Consider the following 17455-nt stretch of genomic DNA (forward strand, 5'->3'; position numbering starts at 1 on the left):
TATGGGAAGCTACCAGTTATAATCGAAACGGTATAATATTGCTTTTTATTACAAATAATATTATGTTATTTTAATCGGTTTATTTAAAAAGATAATTTATGTAAAGGGCTAGTATTAGAAAATGAAATATCTCTATTTCTATGAAGAGAAACAGGTTGTGTTTTAGTCAGATAGAAGCAAGGAGAGATGCGCATGCTAGAACAGAGAGGTCATGCATTATATGACTCTTCGTTGCGAGATTTAAAGTTAGCATTAGATGAGTCTTCAATTGTTGCAATTACAGATCGAAAAGGTCTTATTACATATGTAAATGATAAATTTTGTGAAATCTCTAAATACAAAAGAGAAGAATTAATTGGAAAAGATCACCGTATTTTAAATTCAGGTCATCATCCGAAAACCTTTTTTCAAAACTTATGGAAACGTATTTTGAATGGGAAAGTATGGACAGGTGAGATTCGGAATCGAGCAAAAGATGGTACATATTATTGGGTCAAAACAACAATTGTTCCATTTTTAAATGAAAAAGGAGAGCCTTACCAGTTTATCGCAATACGAAATGATATTAGTAGTAGAAAAGAAGCGGAACAGAGGTTGCGGCTAAGTGAAAGTCGTTATAGGGAACTTGCCTATCATGATGCTTTAACGAGTTTGCCGAACCGTTTGCAATTAATAACGACCGTTAATAAATTGATTGCAGATAAAAAAGAATTTGGTATGATTTACTTTGATTTGGACCGTTTTAAATTAGTAAATGATACGTTAGGTCATATGATAGGGGACTTACTTTTAAGCGAAGTCGCTTCAAGGTTGCATTATGTACTAGGAGAGAAAGATGTTCTGGCTAGGCTAGGTGGCGACGAATTTGTGCTGTTAACAAAAAATCATAGACAAGATGATATGAGGCAGTTAGCGACATCTGTGTTGTCATGTTTCCAGGCACCATTTATTCTTGAAGGCCATGAAGTATATATTTCAGCTAGTCTAGGACTTTGTTCTTATCCACAAGACGGACAAGACGTGGAAACATTATTGAAAAACTCCGACTTAGCTATGTATAGTGCAAAAGAACAGGGTAGAAATGCTGCATGTTTCTTTACAGATGAGCTACGCGCGAAAATAAATCGTAGAATGAAAGTTGAGTTTGCTTTGCAAAAGGCAATTCGTGATGAAGAGTTAGATGTAGTATTGCAGCCTATTATTGATTTGAAAACGAAGAGATATTCTGGTATAGAAGCTCTAGTACGCTGTATGACAGAAGACGGACCTATTTCACCAAACGAATTTATCCCGGTAGCTGAAGAGTCTGGACTTATTATAAAGCTAGGAGACTGGGTATTAGAAAAATCGTGCCGATTGTTTAAAACATTGCCCAATTATCAAGAAGGACTAAAGTTATCAGTGAATTTATCTATACAACAATTAATGCAGAAACGTTTTATTTTCTCTGTACGTAGCATTTTAAAGAGAACTGGTTTTCCTCCGAACCGTTTAATATTAGAAATAACGGAAAGCATAGCAGTCCGCCATTTTGATTATATTATTGCTACATTACAAGAATTAAGAAATATGGGTGTTTTAATTGCTTTGGATGATTTCGGAACTGGCTATTCTTCCTTATATTATTTAAAACAACTACCACTGGATATTGTAAAAATTGATCGTAATTTTATTCGTGAATTTCATTATGATCACGCACAACCAGAACGAACGATTGTAAAATCCGTTATTGAAATTGCTCATAGTTTAAATTTAGCAGTAGTTGCTGAAGGAGTAGAAACAGTAGAGCAAGAGAGTTTGTTACAATCAATGAGCTGTGATTATGTACAGGGATTTTATTATGCGAAACCTTTATCTGTAGGAGAGCTAAAAGAAAAGTTAATTACAGATTTTTAATAAAAAAGAGAAGCCAGCAGCTTCTCTTTATTTAATCCGTTTTTTGTGAGTCTTTCATTAGTACTGGATAAAGAATAAGACCTAATACGAACAATCCAATTCCTAAGAAGAATGTTTTTAAATCAGCAGTTCCCGTTTTGATAACCCAAATAGAGTATACCAACGCTAATGTCGTAATGATTCCATCTTTTACCCGAGATCCGGGCAGTATATCATACGTTTCTCCTGTAATAACTAATTTTAATTGGTACAAGGTAGAAACAAGGTATGGAATTAAATAGGCTAATGTTGCTACGACGATAGCGAAACTATACGCTTCTGAAACAGTACCAGAAATCGTTGAAAATAAGAAAATTTGCGTCATTATATTTGTAATCAATAGTGATTTTGAAGGACTACCTTTTTTATTTGTTTTCCCGAAAAACTTAGGGAAAAGTCCATTTTTTGCTGCCTGGTAAGGTACTTCTGAACTAACAACAATCCAGCCAACTGTAGATCCAAATAAAGATATAAGAGCGAGTAAGGCCATTATATATGCACCTTTATTTCCAATTGCTAAATTTAATGCATCTACTAACGGTTTTTGAGACTCCTTTAAAGCATCTTGCGGAAGAGCTCCCATTGTAAGTAAAGTAATTGACATGTAAATAAGAAGAGCGATAATTAATCCGAAAATCGTAGCTTTTTTTACATCGCGCTGTGATTTTGCACGGTTAGAAAGCATAACCGCTGATTCAATACCGATAAACGCCCAAAGTGTTGCAATAGCAGCTGAATTGATTTGGCCACCTAACGAGATAGATTGTCCTGCTTCATTCATAAAGGTTTGACCGTCTCCGAAATTAGAAGCATTGAAAATGAATAATGTAATTACAATAAACATTGTAAATCCGATAATTTTTGCAATAGTAGCAAGTAGATTCATATTTCCAGCTCGATCAATATTTTGAGAAAGAATATATTGAATTCCCCATAGCATAAGGCTACATACAAGGAAAGTTAACCCTTTTCCGAGTTCTAGTGAAAATCCGTTTATTGAAAAAAGAATTTGCTTACTTTGTAAAACTGGAAAGAATGTTGATAAATATCCAGCAAAGGAAATAATAACAGATGCTGTTGCAGCCCAGTTAGCAGCCCAATATCCCCATGCCATACTATATCCTGCAACTTTACCAGCTTTTTTTGAAGGAAACATCGCTTGAGCATAGCTTTGTGGTCCAGCTTTTAATTCTGGTTTACGAATCGCTAAATTTCCAAATACAAGTGCAATCATAAATACGCCAAGGCCTGTAATACTCCATGCGAGTGTAGAACCCATTGGACCTGATACTTGTGCTAAATTTGCTGGAAGCATAAATACGCCACCGCCAACCATATTCCCGATAACAAATGCTGTTAAAACCCATAATCCCCATTTTTTCGTTTCCATTTTTGTTAACTCCTTTGTAGTAAGTTTTGCTTAAACATCATTTTTTACTAGCTTTTTGACAATAAAAAAAGAGCCATGTAGATAAAAAAATACCTACATGGCTCTTTTGCCAAAGCGTAGGTACAACGGGAATAACCCTTGTACCTACGCGTAATTTTTCCGCTAGGTTTCAAGGGTTACGTATGATGATGATGTTTTTGTGCAAATGTAACTACAGTTGTTGTATAAGTAAGCATAGTTCTTTGCTCCCTTTCTCCTCTGATTTTGAAGTTAGTATACTACATGTTTTTTTGAATGAAAAGAAAAATATAAAAATTTTTATAAAAATACGTTTTAAAGATTAAATATTTACCTATATTTTTCTTGTACTGGAAAATAAGTGAGAGATTGGCAGAAGAGTGAAGCATGTTATAATACATATAGAATTAGAAGGTGACAAGGGGCTATTGTAGATGATGAGTAAGTATGAACAAATTTATACAGAAATCAGTAAATCTATTGATAATAAACAATTAAAAGAGGGATGCAAAATCCCATCAGAAACAGAATTAATGAAGCAGTATGAGGCAAGCCGAGGCACGGTGAGAAAAGCTGTAGATTTACTGCAAGAGCGTGGATATGTGCAAAAAATTCATGGAAAAGGTGTTTTTGTTTTAAAGCGAAAAAATATTGAATTTAATTTTGGCGGTATTGTAAGTTTCCAAGAAGAAAATGAACGTTTGGGACGTCATTGTATTACGGAAGTTGTGGAAATGGACAAAGAAAAAGCCACAAAAGAAATTGCAAAATTATTAAATGTAAAAGAAAAAACAGAGATTGACCATATTAAACGTGTACGAAATATTGATGGAGAAAAAGTAATTTTAGATATAAATCATTTTGTATCTGAGTTTGTTCCAGGATTAACGAAAGAAGTTGCAACTGCATCGATTTATAAATACATCGAGAAAGAGCTTGGGCTACATATTAGTTATTCGCAGAGGGTAATTGAAGTACAGCCATGTACAGAGGATGACAGAAAGTATTTAGATTTAAATGGAACAGACTATGTTGTCGTTGTGAAAAACTTTACACATTTGTATGATGGAAGTCAGTTTGAATATACAGAATCACGCCACCGTTTAGATATTTTTCACTTTTCGGATGTGGCACGCAGGAAGTAAAGAGGTGGAACAAAATATTGTTTCATCTCTTTTTTTTATAAAAAAAACACAAACTCGTATATACGAGTGTTGACTAACTTATATATACGAGTTAATATGTAATTGTAAACGGTATCAAAAAAAGAAAAGAGGGACGGGAATATGGGGAAAGACTATCGTAAAACAGCAGAGGAAGTGTTGCAGTATATTGGTGGGAAAGACAATATTGAACAAGCTGCACATTGTGTGACGAGGCTCCGTATCGCTTTAAAAGATGAAAGTAAAATAGATAATGATAAATTACAGTCTGTTTCATTAGTGAAAGGAGCGTTTCATAACGCTGGTATATTTCAAGTTGTAATTGGTCCAGGAGATGTAGATCGTGTTTACGCTGAATTGATAACGCTTGCGGGTATGAAAGAATCGACTGTAGCTGACGTAAAAGACTCTGGAAATCAGAAGTTAAATCCAGCTCAAAAGTTTGTAAAAATATTTTCAGATGTATTTATGCCGATATTACCAGCGATCGTAACGGCTGGTTTACTAATGGGTATTAACAATCTATTAGGCGCAAAGGACTTATTTTTTGATGGGAAAAATTTATTAGATGTTTATCCGAACTTAGGCGGGCTTTGGGATTTAATTAATATGATGGCCAATACAGCATTCGTATTCTTACCAGCACTTGTCGGGTGGTCAGCAACGAAGCGTTTTGGTGGTAGTCCAATACTAGGGATTGTTATGGGATTAATGCTTGTGCACCCGGCCTTATTAAACGCTTGGGACTATGGAAAAGCAGCGACTGGTTTAGACGGACAAAAGATTGAGTACTTCGATATTTTAGGACTGTTCCAAATTGAAAAGGTAGGGTATCAAGGTCAAATCTTGCCGGTTTTAGTAGCTGCATTTGTGTTAAGTAAAGTAGAAATTTTCTTAAAGAAACATGTACCAAATGCAATTCAATTATTAGTTGTACCAATTACAACAATCGTTGTGACAGGTGTGTTAGCATTAGGAATTATTGGTCCGGTTACACGTCATATTGGAGATTTATTAACAGTAGGATTAGTAGGTGTATATGAAACAGTACCAGTAGTTGGAGCAGTATTATTTGGAGCGTTATATGCACCACTTGTAATTACAGGTATGCATCATATGTTTATTGCAATTGATTTACAATTGATTGCACAACATGGCGGTACATTTATTTGGCCGATGATTGCTCTTTCTAATATTGCGCAAGGTAGTGCGGCACTTGCGATGTTCTGGATTTCTAAAAATCAAAATGATAAAAGTATGGCATCAACATCAGCCATTTCAGCATACTTCGGTATTACAGAACCAGCGATGTTTGGTGTGAATTTACGAAATAAGTTCCCGTTTTATGCAGCGATTATAGGGTCTGCTGTGGCAGCGATATTCATTACATTAAATGGTGTATTAGCACCTGCTATCGGAATTGGGGGATTGCCAGCATTTATTTCTATCATTCCGAAATCGATTCCAATGTTTATTGTCGGAATGATTATTGCAGTTGTAATCCCATTTACTTTAACATGGTTATTTGCAAAAAGAGTGAAACAGAAGTAGGAGGAAGTTAAACATGAAGGATTGGCATAAAAGTGTAGTCTATCAAATTTATCCGAAGAGCTTTAATAGTTATTACAATAGAGAAACCGGTGATATAAAAGGGGTTACAGAGAAACTAGATTATTTAAAAGAACTCGGAGTGGATTATATTTGGTTAACACCGATATACCAATCACCACAAAATGATAATGGATATGATGTAAGTGATTATTACAGCATTGATCCATCTTACGGAACGATGGAAGAGTTTGAAGAACTTTTAGCAGAAGCGAAAGTACGTAACATTGAGATTATGCTGGATATTGTTGTAAATCATAGTTCGACTGAACATAAGTGGTTTAAAGAAGCGAAGGAAGATAAAAATAGTCCATATCGTAATTACTATATTTGGCGTGATGAAAAAAATAATTGGCAGTCTAAGTTTGGTGGATCTGCTTGGAAATATGATGAGAAGACGGAGCAATATTATTTACATTTATTTGATGAAACACAAGCTGATTTAAATTGGGAAAATGAAAAACTTCGTGAAGAAGTATATGATATGATGCGTTTTTGGCTGGATAAAGGGGTAACAGGATTTCGATTAGATGTCATTAACTTAATTTCAAAAGACCAATGCTTCTTAAACGATGAAGGTAGTACTGCGACAAGTGATGGACGCAAGTATTATACAGATGGTCCGCGTGTTCATGAATATTTACAAGAGATGAACCGAAATGTTTTTGCAGGAAAAGATGTCATTACAGTTGGAGAAATGTCATCTACGACAATTGATAATTGTATTAAATATTCTAATCCTGAGCGTAATGAATTAAGCATGACGTTTAGTTTCCATCATTTAAAAGTAGATTATCCGAATGGTGATAAGTGGACGAAAGCAGAGTTTGATTTTATTAAATTAAAAGAGATTATGTCTAACTGGCAAATTGAAATGCAAAAGGGCGGAGGATGGAATGCGTTATTTTGGTGTAATCATGACCAGCCTCGCATCGTGTCACGCTTTGGTGATGATGGAAAGTACCGAAACGAATCTGCAAAAATGTTAGCGACAGCCATGCACATGCTGCAAGGAACGCCTTATATTTATCAAGGGGAAGAAATCGGTATGACGAATCCTAAATTTGAGTCCATCGAGCAATATCGTGATGTAGAATCGTTAAATATATACGATATAAAGCTAAAAGAAGGGCTATCAAAAGAAGAGATTATAGGGATTTTAAAGCAAAAATCTCGTGACAACTCTCGCACTCCGATGCAGTGGAATGAAGAGATGAACAGTGGTTTTACAACAAGTACACCTTGGATTTCAGCGGCTGAAAATTTTAAAGAAATAAACGTAGAGAAGGCATTAGAAGATAAAGAGTCCGTATTTTATCATTATAAAAAGTTAATAGAGCTTAGAAAAACGTATGATGTAATTACAGAAGGAGAATATGCTATTTTGGATAAAAATGATCCTAAAATTTGGGCATATACTCGTACTACAGAAAGTGAAGTACTACTTGTTATAAATAACTTCTATGGAGAAGAAATAACGTATTCAGTACCAGCGCACGTTCAGTTAGATGGAATGAAACAAGAAGTACTACTGTCGAATTATAAAGATGCCAGCAAGGATATTGCAAAACTTAACTTAAGACCATATGAATCAATTGTGTATCGATATACGAAATAAAAAGGTTGTATGCCCGAGCGGCATACAACCTTTTTATTTTAAGACACCACTATACAAAATGCTTACTTCTACTTCAGGTTTGAATTTTACTTTTGCATAATCTTTATTCCAATTTTTTTTCTTCCATAAGTTAGGATGATAAGCGATAAGATGTCTTCCAATACCGAAAGCATCACAATTTGCTTTTTGTAGTTTTCTTGTTATTTTTTTCGCTTCTTTCGTGAGTTGTTTAGAAAGTTCTTTATTTAGTTTTTCTCTATCGTCCATTGTATACATATTATCTCTTGGAGATTCAAGTGCTATAACTTTTAATTGGAGCTTAATGTGAGCATAAACATTTCCTTTTTTATCTGTTGTTATTTTTAAGTCGCGTTTTAATTTTCGATTACTAATTTCCATTGTTAAATAATCAGATGTCTTCTCAGATTCATCACTAGTCAGTTTTTGGGTTATACGGGCACTTGTTCCCATTTTTCCGGTTAATAACACGAATAAAACAGATTGTTGCAAAGGTAAATGCCCAGTTAATTTATCATTGTTAAATAAAGCTAACCCGTTTGTAACTACTTCTTTTCCTTTTATTTTTATAGAAGGAAGGGTAAAGTCTTTACCGGGATCTAACATTTTTGTAGCAGCTGTTTCTAAAGTTTCTTTTGGAAATACACTCATATCTTCTAAGCTTTTCACTTTTTTCTTTAGAAAATCTCCAATTAGTAAATTTCCTATTTTCTTTTTTTCGAGTATCTCCGATGTTTCACCATCTACTGCAATAAGTTTTACTAAAGCAGTTGGGTTTGTTGGATCTCGAAAGCTGACATCTAAATAGGGGAGTATACCCTTTTTTAGAATTTTGGTTCCGAGTAATTGAACACCATATTTAAAATAGCGAATATTCCCAGTCACATTTTTTTTTAGGGCATCGCCTGTATCCATTATGTTATGCCCGGTTGCTGAATATATTTCATTCTCAAATGAAGATTGCTCTCCGCTTGAACTTTTTACGAGCTCGATTGTTTGCTGGAGTTTATTCTCTTCCGTAATATCAGCTCCAACGCTATAAGCTAAACTTGCCTCCCTTAATGGTTCTTGATCCCAACAGCCAGAAAGGAGGGAACTAGTACATAATATTAAAAGTAATTTAACTCTTTTTGGGAACATACTGTTCTCCTTTCTTCTTTCTTATTATTGAATAAAGTAGAAATAAAAGAGGGAGGACAACGATGAAAATATAGGTGAACTTATCAGTGAAAGTTGAAATTACTTTTAATTCTTCAGGTGTATCTATAAATAAGGCTACACTAAAAGCAATAATACCAACGATTGGAACAGCCTTTTTATGATTAGCAAGGTTGAATATATGTCCAATTCCGATTGAAGCAGCGCAGTAATAACTAGCAATAGAAGCGACAACTGTTATCATCCAAATTGGGATGAAGATTAGGTCCGTTCGATCTATAATTCCAATATGCAAGGAGCGTAATAAGTAAGCAACTGGCTCTGGAATAAGCTCAATTTGCTTTGGACTAAATACGATAAAGCAAATCCAAACGGTAAAAGTATAAAAAAGAGTTACAAATCCATTGGCGATAGAAATGGCCTTCAGTTTTGCAATAGAACTCCCATTTACTTTTGGGAAAGCGATAAGAATAATTTCAAAACCATACATGGCTGTAATTGTTTCCTTGGATGCTTGAATTATATTCCACCATCCGGCTTCTGTAATAGGAAAAATATAAGAGAAATCAGCTCGTGAAAGCCCTAGGGCAATTAAAAGAGCCATTGGAATAATGAGAATAGAGGCCATGACATAAAATCGTACGATGACTTTAAATGTGTTATAAGCTACATAACAACAAGCTACTGTACATAATATGAGAATTGCAGACCACGGAGTTGCGTGTAAAACCCATACTTTAATGACGTTACAAGCATTCAACATAACCGTCATACCGATAAGGGTAAAATAAAAAACATAAGAAAAGCCCAATAGTTTTCCCAACTTATTACCAAATAGCATACAAACACTTTTATACATATCTGCATCAGGAAATCGTTTTAAGAAAAGCCACATAAGTAAAATAATAAGTTGAATGGCAAGCCCCGCGATGAGCGCAGAAATCCAACCACCACCTTTTGCTATCGGATGAAGCCGGTTAGGTAGAGATAGTATACCGACCCCAATTTGGCATTGAATAACGAAAAAGGTAAATTGAACAAGTGAAATTTTACTTTGCGTGTTTGTCACCGTCCTCATCCTCTCTCGTTACATGTTGGCGCTGCATTTTTTTCGGTTTTGGATCATGTGGTCTTTCCCAAAATGACCAAATTGGTAGTCTTATGAAAGAATCTTTCATATCTTTAATCCGCATCGGGGCAACAGGAGAAAGATATGGTGTATGAAATGAATGAAGCTGACATAAGTGAACGAAAGTTATAATGAGACCGAATGATATTCCTACATATCCGAATATGGCAGCAAGGAGCATTAATGGAAAACGAAGAATCCGAACTGCTGAACTCATATCGTTTGATGGAACGAGAAAAGATGAGATTGCAGTTAAAGCTACAACGATGATCATTGTGTAAGAAACGAGTCCAGCTTTTACAATTGCATCCCCAATTACTAAACCACCTACAATACCGATTGTTTGTCCAACGCGGCTCGGCAAGCGAATACCAGCTTCTCGTAATAACTCGAAAATTAACTCCATTAAGAGAGCTTCAAAAATAGGAGGAAGCGGTACTTTCTCTAATGAAGCTTTAATCGTATACACAAGTTCGAGCGGTAACACATCAGGATGAAAAGCAACAGTTGCAATATATAAAGCTGGTAAGAGAAAGGCAATTAAAAAACTTACTAAGCGAATCATTCGGACGAAAGAACCGACAATCCAACGGTTATTATAATCATCTGGTGATTGATAGAAAGCAAATAATGTAACAGGAACGATGAGCACTGTTGGATCTCCATCAGATAAAATAGCAACACGCCCTTCCATTAAATTAGCAACAGTTCTATCTGGACGCTCTGTATTTAATTGCTGCGGAAATGGGGAGAAAGACGTGTCCTCTATAAATTCTTGTATGTATCCTGGTGGCATAAGTGCATCCGTTTTAATGGTTTCCAATCTTCTTTTCACTTCTATAACTAAATCGTCATTCGCTATATTTTGCATATAAGTAATTGCCACTTTCGTGTGCATTTCTTCACCGAGTGTAAAATACTTAACAACTAAATTTGGACTCTTAATGAGTTTACGAATAGAGGTTAAATTAGTTGCTAGATCCTCTACAAAACCAGTATGTGGACCGCGCACAACTCCTTCATTATCAGGCTCTGCTATATCTCTCTTTAAAGATAAGGTTGTTTCGAAAATACAAAAACTGTCGACGTGTTCATGAAAATATAAGGATTTACCTTGTAATAAAAGTTGTATCCCATAATTTAAATTCGTTTCTTTTTTCATATTTAACGTAGAAAAAGCTTTATCTAAAGATAAATCTGATCGCGTTAATAATGGCTCAAGGACTAACTGATGAATTAGATTTGGATCTGCTAAAGATTCGATATATAAGATTGCTCCTTTTCCGTTTTGAAAAGGGAGATCTAATTTTTTTATATCATCAGAATGAGAAAGTTTATTTTCAATGTAATTAATGTTCTCCGGAAGTGATGGAAACATATGCTTTTGGTTTTTACTCTCTTGTTGTTCTTTTTGCTCTGTCATAATTTCCACCTCTCTTAAAGTGCAATTGTTTCTGTTAATTTTTGTCGTTTGTGAGAAATTTATGCTTGAATTATTTTAAAAAAAGAGGATTGAAGGTTACGTTACATTGTCTTTTGTGCATTATTCAATTTCATAGCAGTACTTCTAACATTTGTGTCGAATTAAGAAGATATATAGGAGGGATATATATGGAAATAGCTGTAGAACGTGTTTTTACGAAAGAGATTTTAAAAAGAGCAGCGAATTTGTTTCATGTAACAGTGGAAGAAAAGCCACTTGGAGATTTTGAGAATTATATTTTTAAGGCGAAGGGTGATAATGATGAAGATTACGTATTACGTTTAACACATTCTTCTCATCGTTCTAAACAAGAGGTAGAGGCCGAACTAGATTTTTTACGATATGTTGCGGAGAATGGGGCAAAGGTAGCAGGACCTCTTTATTCAACGTCTCGAAATCTCGTAGAAAAAATCGTAGCAGAGGATGGAACGTTCTTTTCCGCTTCTTTATTTACATATGCAAAAGGTGAGCAAGTAAAAGGAGAGGAATCGCCTTATTGGGGCGAGCCTCTCTTTGAAGCATGGGGAAAAGCGATTGGGCAACTGCATCGCCTTACAATGGAATATCCTAAAACAGACTATCGTGATACGTGGGAAGAAGACGAGAGTGGGATTGTTAATGAACTAGAAGATGATCAAGTGAAAAAAATCGCTGCGGTATTAATGAATGAGATAAAGGCTCTTTCAATTGAAAGAGAAACGTTCGGCCTTATGCACGGGGATATTCATCCAGGTAATTTTCATTATGATGGTAAAGAGTTAACAATCTTTGATTTTGATGATGCAGCTTATAATTACTTTATACATGATTTAGCGATGGTTCTTTATTACTCTGTTCTATTTACACCGTGGACAGCAGAAGAGAAGACAGATTTTGCTCGTAAACAGTTACAAGTGTTACGAAAAGGATATGAGTATGAGCACAGGCTGGCGGATAGTTGGTATGAATCGTTGCCACTATTTTTACGTTTACGTGATATAGGTTTATATGGAACGCTTCAGAAGAAGTTTAAAGGGAAAGATATGCCTGATAACTTCTTGAAATTATCAGAAGAGCTATACGAAAGAATTATTAAAAGAGAAGCAATTGTGAATATATAATACATTTAGTTTAAAACAAAGTATATAAAACAAATATATACTTTGTTTTTTTATACAAAAATATGTTTACTTTATTAAAATAATATTGTCCTAGATTCGGTATGCACTTATAATTTTATATATATTCTGAATATTCTTTATAAAGAAGGAGGGGGAATGTTGGAAACTTTCGTAAATTGGTTAAATAATATTGTTTGGAGTCCAGCACTTGTTTATTTATGTTTAGGAGTAGGTTTATATTTTTCTATTCGAACGAAGTTTTTACAAGTAAGGCACGTAGGAGAAATGGTGAAGCTGACATTTCAAGGAGAAAAATCAGAGGCTGGTGTTTCTTCATTCCAAGCGTTAGCACTTTCGTTATCAGGACGTGTTGGGACAGGGAATATCGCTGGGGTAGCAACAGCGGTTGCATTCGGTGGACCAGGAGCTGTATTTTGGATGTGGGCAGTAGCCTTTTTAGGGGCAGGATCAGCTTATGTAGAATCAACACTCGCGCAAATATATAAGACGAAACATCAAGGGCAGTTTCGTGGTGGACCTGCTTATTACATCGAAAAAGGTCTAGGAGTTAAATGGTATGCTTTAGTATTCGTTGCAGCGACAATTCTTGCAACAGGACTTTTACTACCAGGCGTACAAGCAAATAGTATTGCTGTAAGTTTAGAAACGGCTTTTGGTATTAATACTACCGTATCAGGGGCTATATTAGTTGTCGTATTAGCTCTTATCATTTTCGGTGGAGTAAAGCGAATTGTTAACGTAGCGCAAGTTGTCGTACCTTTTATGGCAATAGGCTATATTTTAGTAGCTTGCGTCATTGTTGCTATGAATATTGAAAAATTGCCAGAAGCATTTATGTTAATTATAAGAAGTGCATTTGCATTAGAAGCTGCTTTCGGTGGTATTATCGGTTTAGCAATCTCTTGGGGGGTAAAACGTGGTATTTATTCCAATGAAGCAGGACAAGGGACTGGACCACACGCAGCAGCAGCAGCCGAAGTATCACATCCAGCTAAGCAAGGTTTAGTGCAAGCATTTTCCGTTTACATTGATACATTATTTGTTTGTTCAGCAACAGCATTTATGATGATTATTACAGGCATGTATAACGTATTTGATGCAAGCGGAAAAAACTTTATCGTTAATAAACTAAATGGTGCTCAGCCAGGACCAGGATATACACAGGCGGCGGTAGAATCTGTTTTCCCTGGATTTGGAAACGGTTTCGTTGCAATCTCGTTATTATTCTTCGCGTTTACAACAATTATGGCGTATTACTACATTGCAGAAACGAATATTGCGTACTTAAATCGTGATAAAGACCGTCCTTGGATGTCTATGGTACTAAAGTTTGTATTTTTAGGAGCTGTATTCTATGGATGTATAAAAACAGCAGCAACGGCTTGGGCTTTAGGCGACATTGGGGTAGGAATTATGGCATGGGTAAATATCATTGCGATTTTACTATTACAAAAACCTGCATTAGTCGCATTAAAGGATTATGAAAAACAGAAAAAAGAAGGAAAAGATCCAGTATTCGATCCAGGGCCATTAGGAATTAAAAATGCTGATTTTTGGGAGCATGAATACGGGAAAGATAAGAAAGAAGAAGTATCTTAACAGAATAGAAATGAAGAAGCAAAGGGGAAACTCTTTGCTTTTTTTTATGGACAAATTGAAGCTAAAAGTTATTTTTGGGACTATTTTTGAATATAAAAAGAATGTACATGCATTGTTAGGGGAAGGGGGAGTATGTTGATAGAATTTCGTAATGTAAATAAATATTATGGTAACTTTCAAGTTTTGAAAAATATTAATGTGCAAGTGAAAAAAGGCGAAGTGGTAGTAGTTGTCGGGCCTTCAGGATCAGGAAAAAGTACATTGCTTCGATGTATAAATCAATTAGAGGCAATTACAGATGGAGAATTAATTGTACAAAATACAGAGGTACACAATAAAAAAACGGACATGAATGAATTGCGGCGAAATATTGGGATGGTCTTTCAACATTTTTATTTATATCCACATAAAACGGTTCTGCAAAATATTACATTAGCACCGATTAAAGTAAATAAAGTTTCCAAAGAAGAAGCAGAGAAAACAGCAATGTTTTATTTAGAGAAAGTAGGAATCCCGGAGAAGGCTAATGTATATCCGCATCAATTATCCGGAGGACAACAGCAACGGGTGGCAATTGCTAGAGGACTTGCAATGCAGCCGGAAATTATGCTATTCGATGAGCCTACGTCTGCTCTTGATCCAGAGATGATTGGAGAGGTACTTGATGTTATGAAAGCACTGGCTAAAGAAGGGATGACAATGGTCGTTGTCACGCATGAAATGGGATTTGCTAGAGAGGTAGCAGATAGGATCTTATTTATGGATGATGGTCAAATTATTGAAGATACAACACCGGCGCACTTTTTTGCAAACCCTGAACAAGAAAGAGCTCGTTTATTTTTAAGTCGGGTGCTAAATCATTAGAGGAGGAATTTCATGCTTAAAATGAAAAAATTATTTACTTTAATCGTATTTTCATGTTTATTCGTGCTTGTTGTTGCTGGTTGCGGAAGTAAGAAAGATGAGGCAAAGGAAACAAATACGAAGCAAGGCGGGGCTGTTGAGCAAATTAAGAAACGAGGGAAATTAGTAGTTGGGGTGAAGAATGATACGAATTTATTTGGATTAAAAAATCCTTCAACAGGGCAGGTAGAAGGATTCGATGTTGATGTCGCGAAGGCACTTGCGAAAAAGATTCTTGGAGATGAAAAGAAGCTAGAGCTGAAAGAAGTAACGTCTAAAACACGTATTCCAATGCTGAAAAATGGTGATATTGATGCAATTATTGCAACAATGACAATTACGGAAGAACGCAAAAAAGAAGTGGATTTTTCAGATGTATATTTTAAAGCAGGACAATCGTTACTTGTGAAAAAAGGAAGCAATATTAAGAGTGTCGATGATATAAAACAAGGCGTTAAAGTATTAGCTGTAAAAGGATCAACATCTACAAATAACATTCGTCAAAAGTCACCAGAAGCGACTGTATTAGAGTTTGAAAATTATAGTGAGGCATTTACAGCGTTAAAGGCAGGTAAAGGTGATGTGTTGACGACAGATAATGCGATCCTTTACGGAATGGCAAAACAAGATTCTAATTATGAAGTAGTAGGAAAAATTTTCACAGATGAACCATACGGAATTGCAGTGCAAAAAGGGGCAGATGATTTAACGAAAGAGATTAATACTTTAATTAAAGACATGAAAGCAAGCGGGGAGTATGACAAATTATATGAGAAGTGGATTGGACAAAAACCAGAAAAGTAGATAGTAAAAGTGAGAGGATGAGAGTGCTCATCCTCTTCTTGTAAAGAAAGAGGGGAGAATATGTGCCTGATTTTTCTATATTAACGAATAACATTGATATGTATTTAGAAGGATTTAAATATACAGTTATGTCTAGTGTAATTGCATTGATAGGCAGTTTTATTTTAGGAGTAATTTTGGCAGTAATGCGTATTGCACCTATTCGTATTTTAAATTGGATAGGATCAGCTTTTGTGGAGTTTGTAAGAAATATTCCACTCGTATTAATTGCATTTATATTCTATTTTGCTTTACCTGTAATAGGAATTACTTTAAATGGTTTTGTAGCAGGAACAGTTACGCTTACGGTATATACGGCAGCTTTTATTGCAGAAGTAATTCGCGCTGGTATTTTATCAGTTGCGAAAGGGCAAATGGAAGCTGCCCGCTCTTCAGGGCTAACGTATGTGCAGGCGATGTATTATGTTGTCTTACCCCAAGCAGTGAAAATTGTAATTCCCCCTTTAGGAAACCAGTTTCTCAATTTAGTTAAAAACTCCTCAATACTTGGAATTATTGCTGGTGCTGATTTAATGTATCAAGGAGATTTAATTTCAACGAAGACGTTTGTTACGTTTGATGTTTATATATTTGTCGGGATGTTTTATTTAATATTAACAATTCCGCTCAGTATGCTAGTGCGTTATTTAGAAAAACGCTTAGCAAAGGAGGCGGTGTAAATGGATTTCAAGGGAGCAATTACAGGAGATCATATTCTATTTTTATTAAAAGGATTACTTATAACATTAGAGGTAGCGCTCATAGCAATTGTACTTAGTTTTATTATTGGAAGTGTAATCGGTATATTGCGCTACACGAAAATACCTGTCGTCTCACAAATATTAGGAGTTATAGTTGAAGTGATTCGAAACTTACCACTACTGTTAATTATATTTTTCACGTATTTTGCACTTCCAGAAGCAGGCTTGAAATTAGAAATTATAACAGCTGCAATTGTTGCTTTAACAATATTTGAGGCAGCAATGATATCTGAAATTGTTAGAAGTGGTTTATTGTCTATTGAAAAAGGGCAGGTTGAAGCCGCAAGATCTTCGGGATTAACTTATGTGCAAGCGCTTTGGCATATTATTTTGCCACAAGCATTAAGGAGAATGGTTCCGCCGCTTGTCAGTCAATTTATTTCATTGCTGAAGGATACGTCGCTAGCGGTTGTTATATCACTCCCTGAGCTTATGCATAATGCTCAAATTATTAGCGGGCAAAATGTGAATTACATGATTCCAACATTTATATTAGTAGCTTGTATGTACTTTATCGTAAATTATAGTTTATCAATTTTATCGAGAAGATTAGAACTTCGTTGACTCTTACAATATATGTAAGGGTTTTTTCCTTGTTTCTCCTTATTTTCCTCTAAATAGAATCTAAATCTTGCAATAATTCGATTTTTATATTATTTTATCAGAAAAGTTTTAATTTTATATAGAAAATGTAATCGCTTTCGTGTA

The 17455-nt window shown here is 35.1% G+C and carries 14 protein-coding genes; 10 read left to right on the plus strand and 4 right to left on the minus strand.

Annotated elements, in window-relative coordinates:
• Window positions 1-192: 192 nt before the first annotated feature.
• Window positions 193-1896: a putative bifunctional diguanylate cyclase/phosphodiesterase gene (locus N2V80_RS03205; protein WP_000893350.1), complete on the plus strand. Its 1704-nt coding sequence runs from the start codon at window positions 193-195 to the stop codon at window positions 1894-1896.
• 31 nt (window positions 1897-1927) lie between these two features.
• Here N2V80_RS03205 and N2V80_RS03210 read toward each other — a convergent pair whose 3' ends face one another.
• Window positions 1928-3325: an amino acid permease gene (locus N2V80_RS03210; RefSeq protein WP_000448444.1), complete on the minus strand. Its 1398-nt coding sequence runs from the start codon at window positions 3323-3325 to the stop codon at window positions 1928-1930.
• A 452-nt stretch (window positions 3326-3777) separates the two neighbouring features.
• Between N2V80_RS03210 and treR the strand changes: the two genes are divergently transcribed.
• The 3 genes from treR (at window position 3778) to treC (ending at window position 7732) form a co-directional block, all read left to right on the plus strand.
• Entirely contained in the window at window positions 3778-4488 is a 711-nt protein-coding gene (gene treR / locus N2V80_RS03215; protein ID WP_061655589.1) for a trehalose operon repressor, read from the plus strand.
• Between the two features lie 141 nt (window positions 4489-4629).
• Complete coding sequence (gene treP, locus N2V80_RS03220; RefSeq protein ID WP_000513940.1) at window positions 4630-6057, plus strand: PTS system trehalose-specific EIIBC component; 1428 nt, start codon at window positions 4630-4632, stop codon at window positions 6055-6057.
• 13 nt (window positions 6058-6070) lie between these two features.
• A complete protein-coding gene (treC, locus tag N2V80_RS03225; RefSeq protein ID WP_000656144.1) occupies window positions 6071-7732 on the plus strand; it encodes an alpha,alpha-phosphotrehalase in 1662 nt (553 codons plus the stop codon).
• 33 nt (window positions 7733-7765) lie between these two features.
• Here treC and N2V80_RS03230 read toward each other — a convergent pair whose 3' ends face one another.
• From N2V80_RS03230 to gerKA, 3 genes are read right to left on the minus strand one after another with little or no spacing between them, the layout of a single operon-like run.
• The gene (locus N2V80_RS03230; protein WP_000484128.1) at window positions 7766-8890 is read right to left on the minus strand and encodes a Ger(x)C family spore germination protein; all 1125 of its coding nucleotides are present in this window, start codon (window positions 8888-8890) and stop codon (window positions 7766-7768) included.
• Window positions 8871-9977: a GerAB/ArcD/ProY family transporter gene (locus N2V80_RS03235; RefSeq protein WP_000185796.1), complete on the minus strand. Its 1107-nt coding sequence runs from the start codon at window positions 9975-9977 to the stop codon at window positions 8871-8873. The genes N2V80_RS03230 and N2V80_RS03235 overlap by 20 nt, the downstream gene beginning before the upstream one ends.
• On the minus strand, window positions 9958-11460 hold the full coding sequence (gerKA, locus tag N2V80_RS03240) for a spore germination protein GerKA (RefSeq protein ID WP_061655590.1): 1503 nt from the start codon (window positions 11458-11460) through the stop codon (window positions 9958-9960). Before gerKA ends, N2V80_RS03235 begins: the two co-directional genes overlap by 20 nt.
• 188 nt (window positions 11461-11648) lie before the next feature.
• Between gerKA and N2V80_RS03245 the strand changes: the two genes are divergently transcribed.
• The 6 genes from N2V80_RS03245 (at window position 11649) to N2V80_RS03270 (ending at window position 17311) form a co-directional block, all read left to right on the plus strand.
• Complete coding sequence (locus tag N2V80_RS03245; RefSeq protein WP_061655591.1) at window positions 11649-12620, plus strand: phosphotransferase enzyme family protein; 972 nt, start codon at window positions 11649-11651, stop codon at window positions 12618-12620.
• Window positions 12621-12779: 159 nt separating this feature from the next.
• Window positions 12780-14240, plus strand: a complete 1461-nt coding sequence (locus N2V80_RS03250; RefSeq protein WP_033689169.1) for an alanine/glycine:cation symporter family protein — start codon at window positions 12780-12782, stop codon at window positions 14238-14240.
• Window positions 14241-14372: 132 nt separating this feature from the next.
• Complete coding sequence (locus N2V80_RS03255) at window positions 14373-15104, plus strand: amino acid ABC transporter ATP-binding protein (protein WP_050552230.1); 732 nt, start codon at window positions 14373-14375, stop codon at window positions 15102-15104.
• A gap of 12 nt (window positions 15105-15116) precedes the next feature.
• Window positions 15117-15947 (plus strand): glutamine ABC transporter substrate-binding protein GlnH, encoded by an 831-nt coding sequence (gene glnH, locus N2V80_RS03260; protein WP_000916491.1) that lies wholly within the window; start codon window positions 15117-15119, stop codon window positions 15945-15947.
• 62 nt (window positions 15948-16009) lie between these two features.
• Window positions 16010-16666 carry an amino acid ABC transporter permease gene (locus N2V80_RS03265; protein WP_001112667.1) on the plus strand — a complete coding sequence of 219 codons (657 nt, stop codon included), beginning with the start codon at window positions 16010-16012 and terminating at the stop codon, window positions 16664-16666.
• Entirely contained in the window at window positions 16667-17311 is a 645-nt protein-coding gene (locus N2V80_RS03270; protein WP_000345955.1) for an amino acid ABC transporter permease, read from the plus strand.
• Window positions 17312-17455: the final 144 nt, after the last annotated feature.

The organism is Bacillus sp. FSL W8-0640, from assembly GCF_038007725.1.
Lineage (GTDB): Bacteria > Bacillota > Bacilli > Bacillales > Bacillaceae_G > Bacillus_A > Bacillus_A cereus.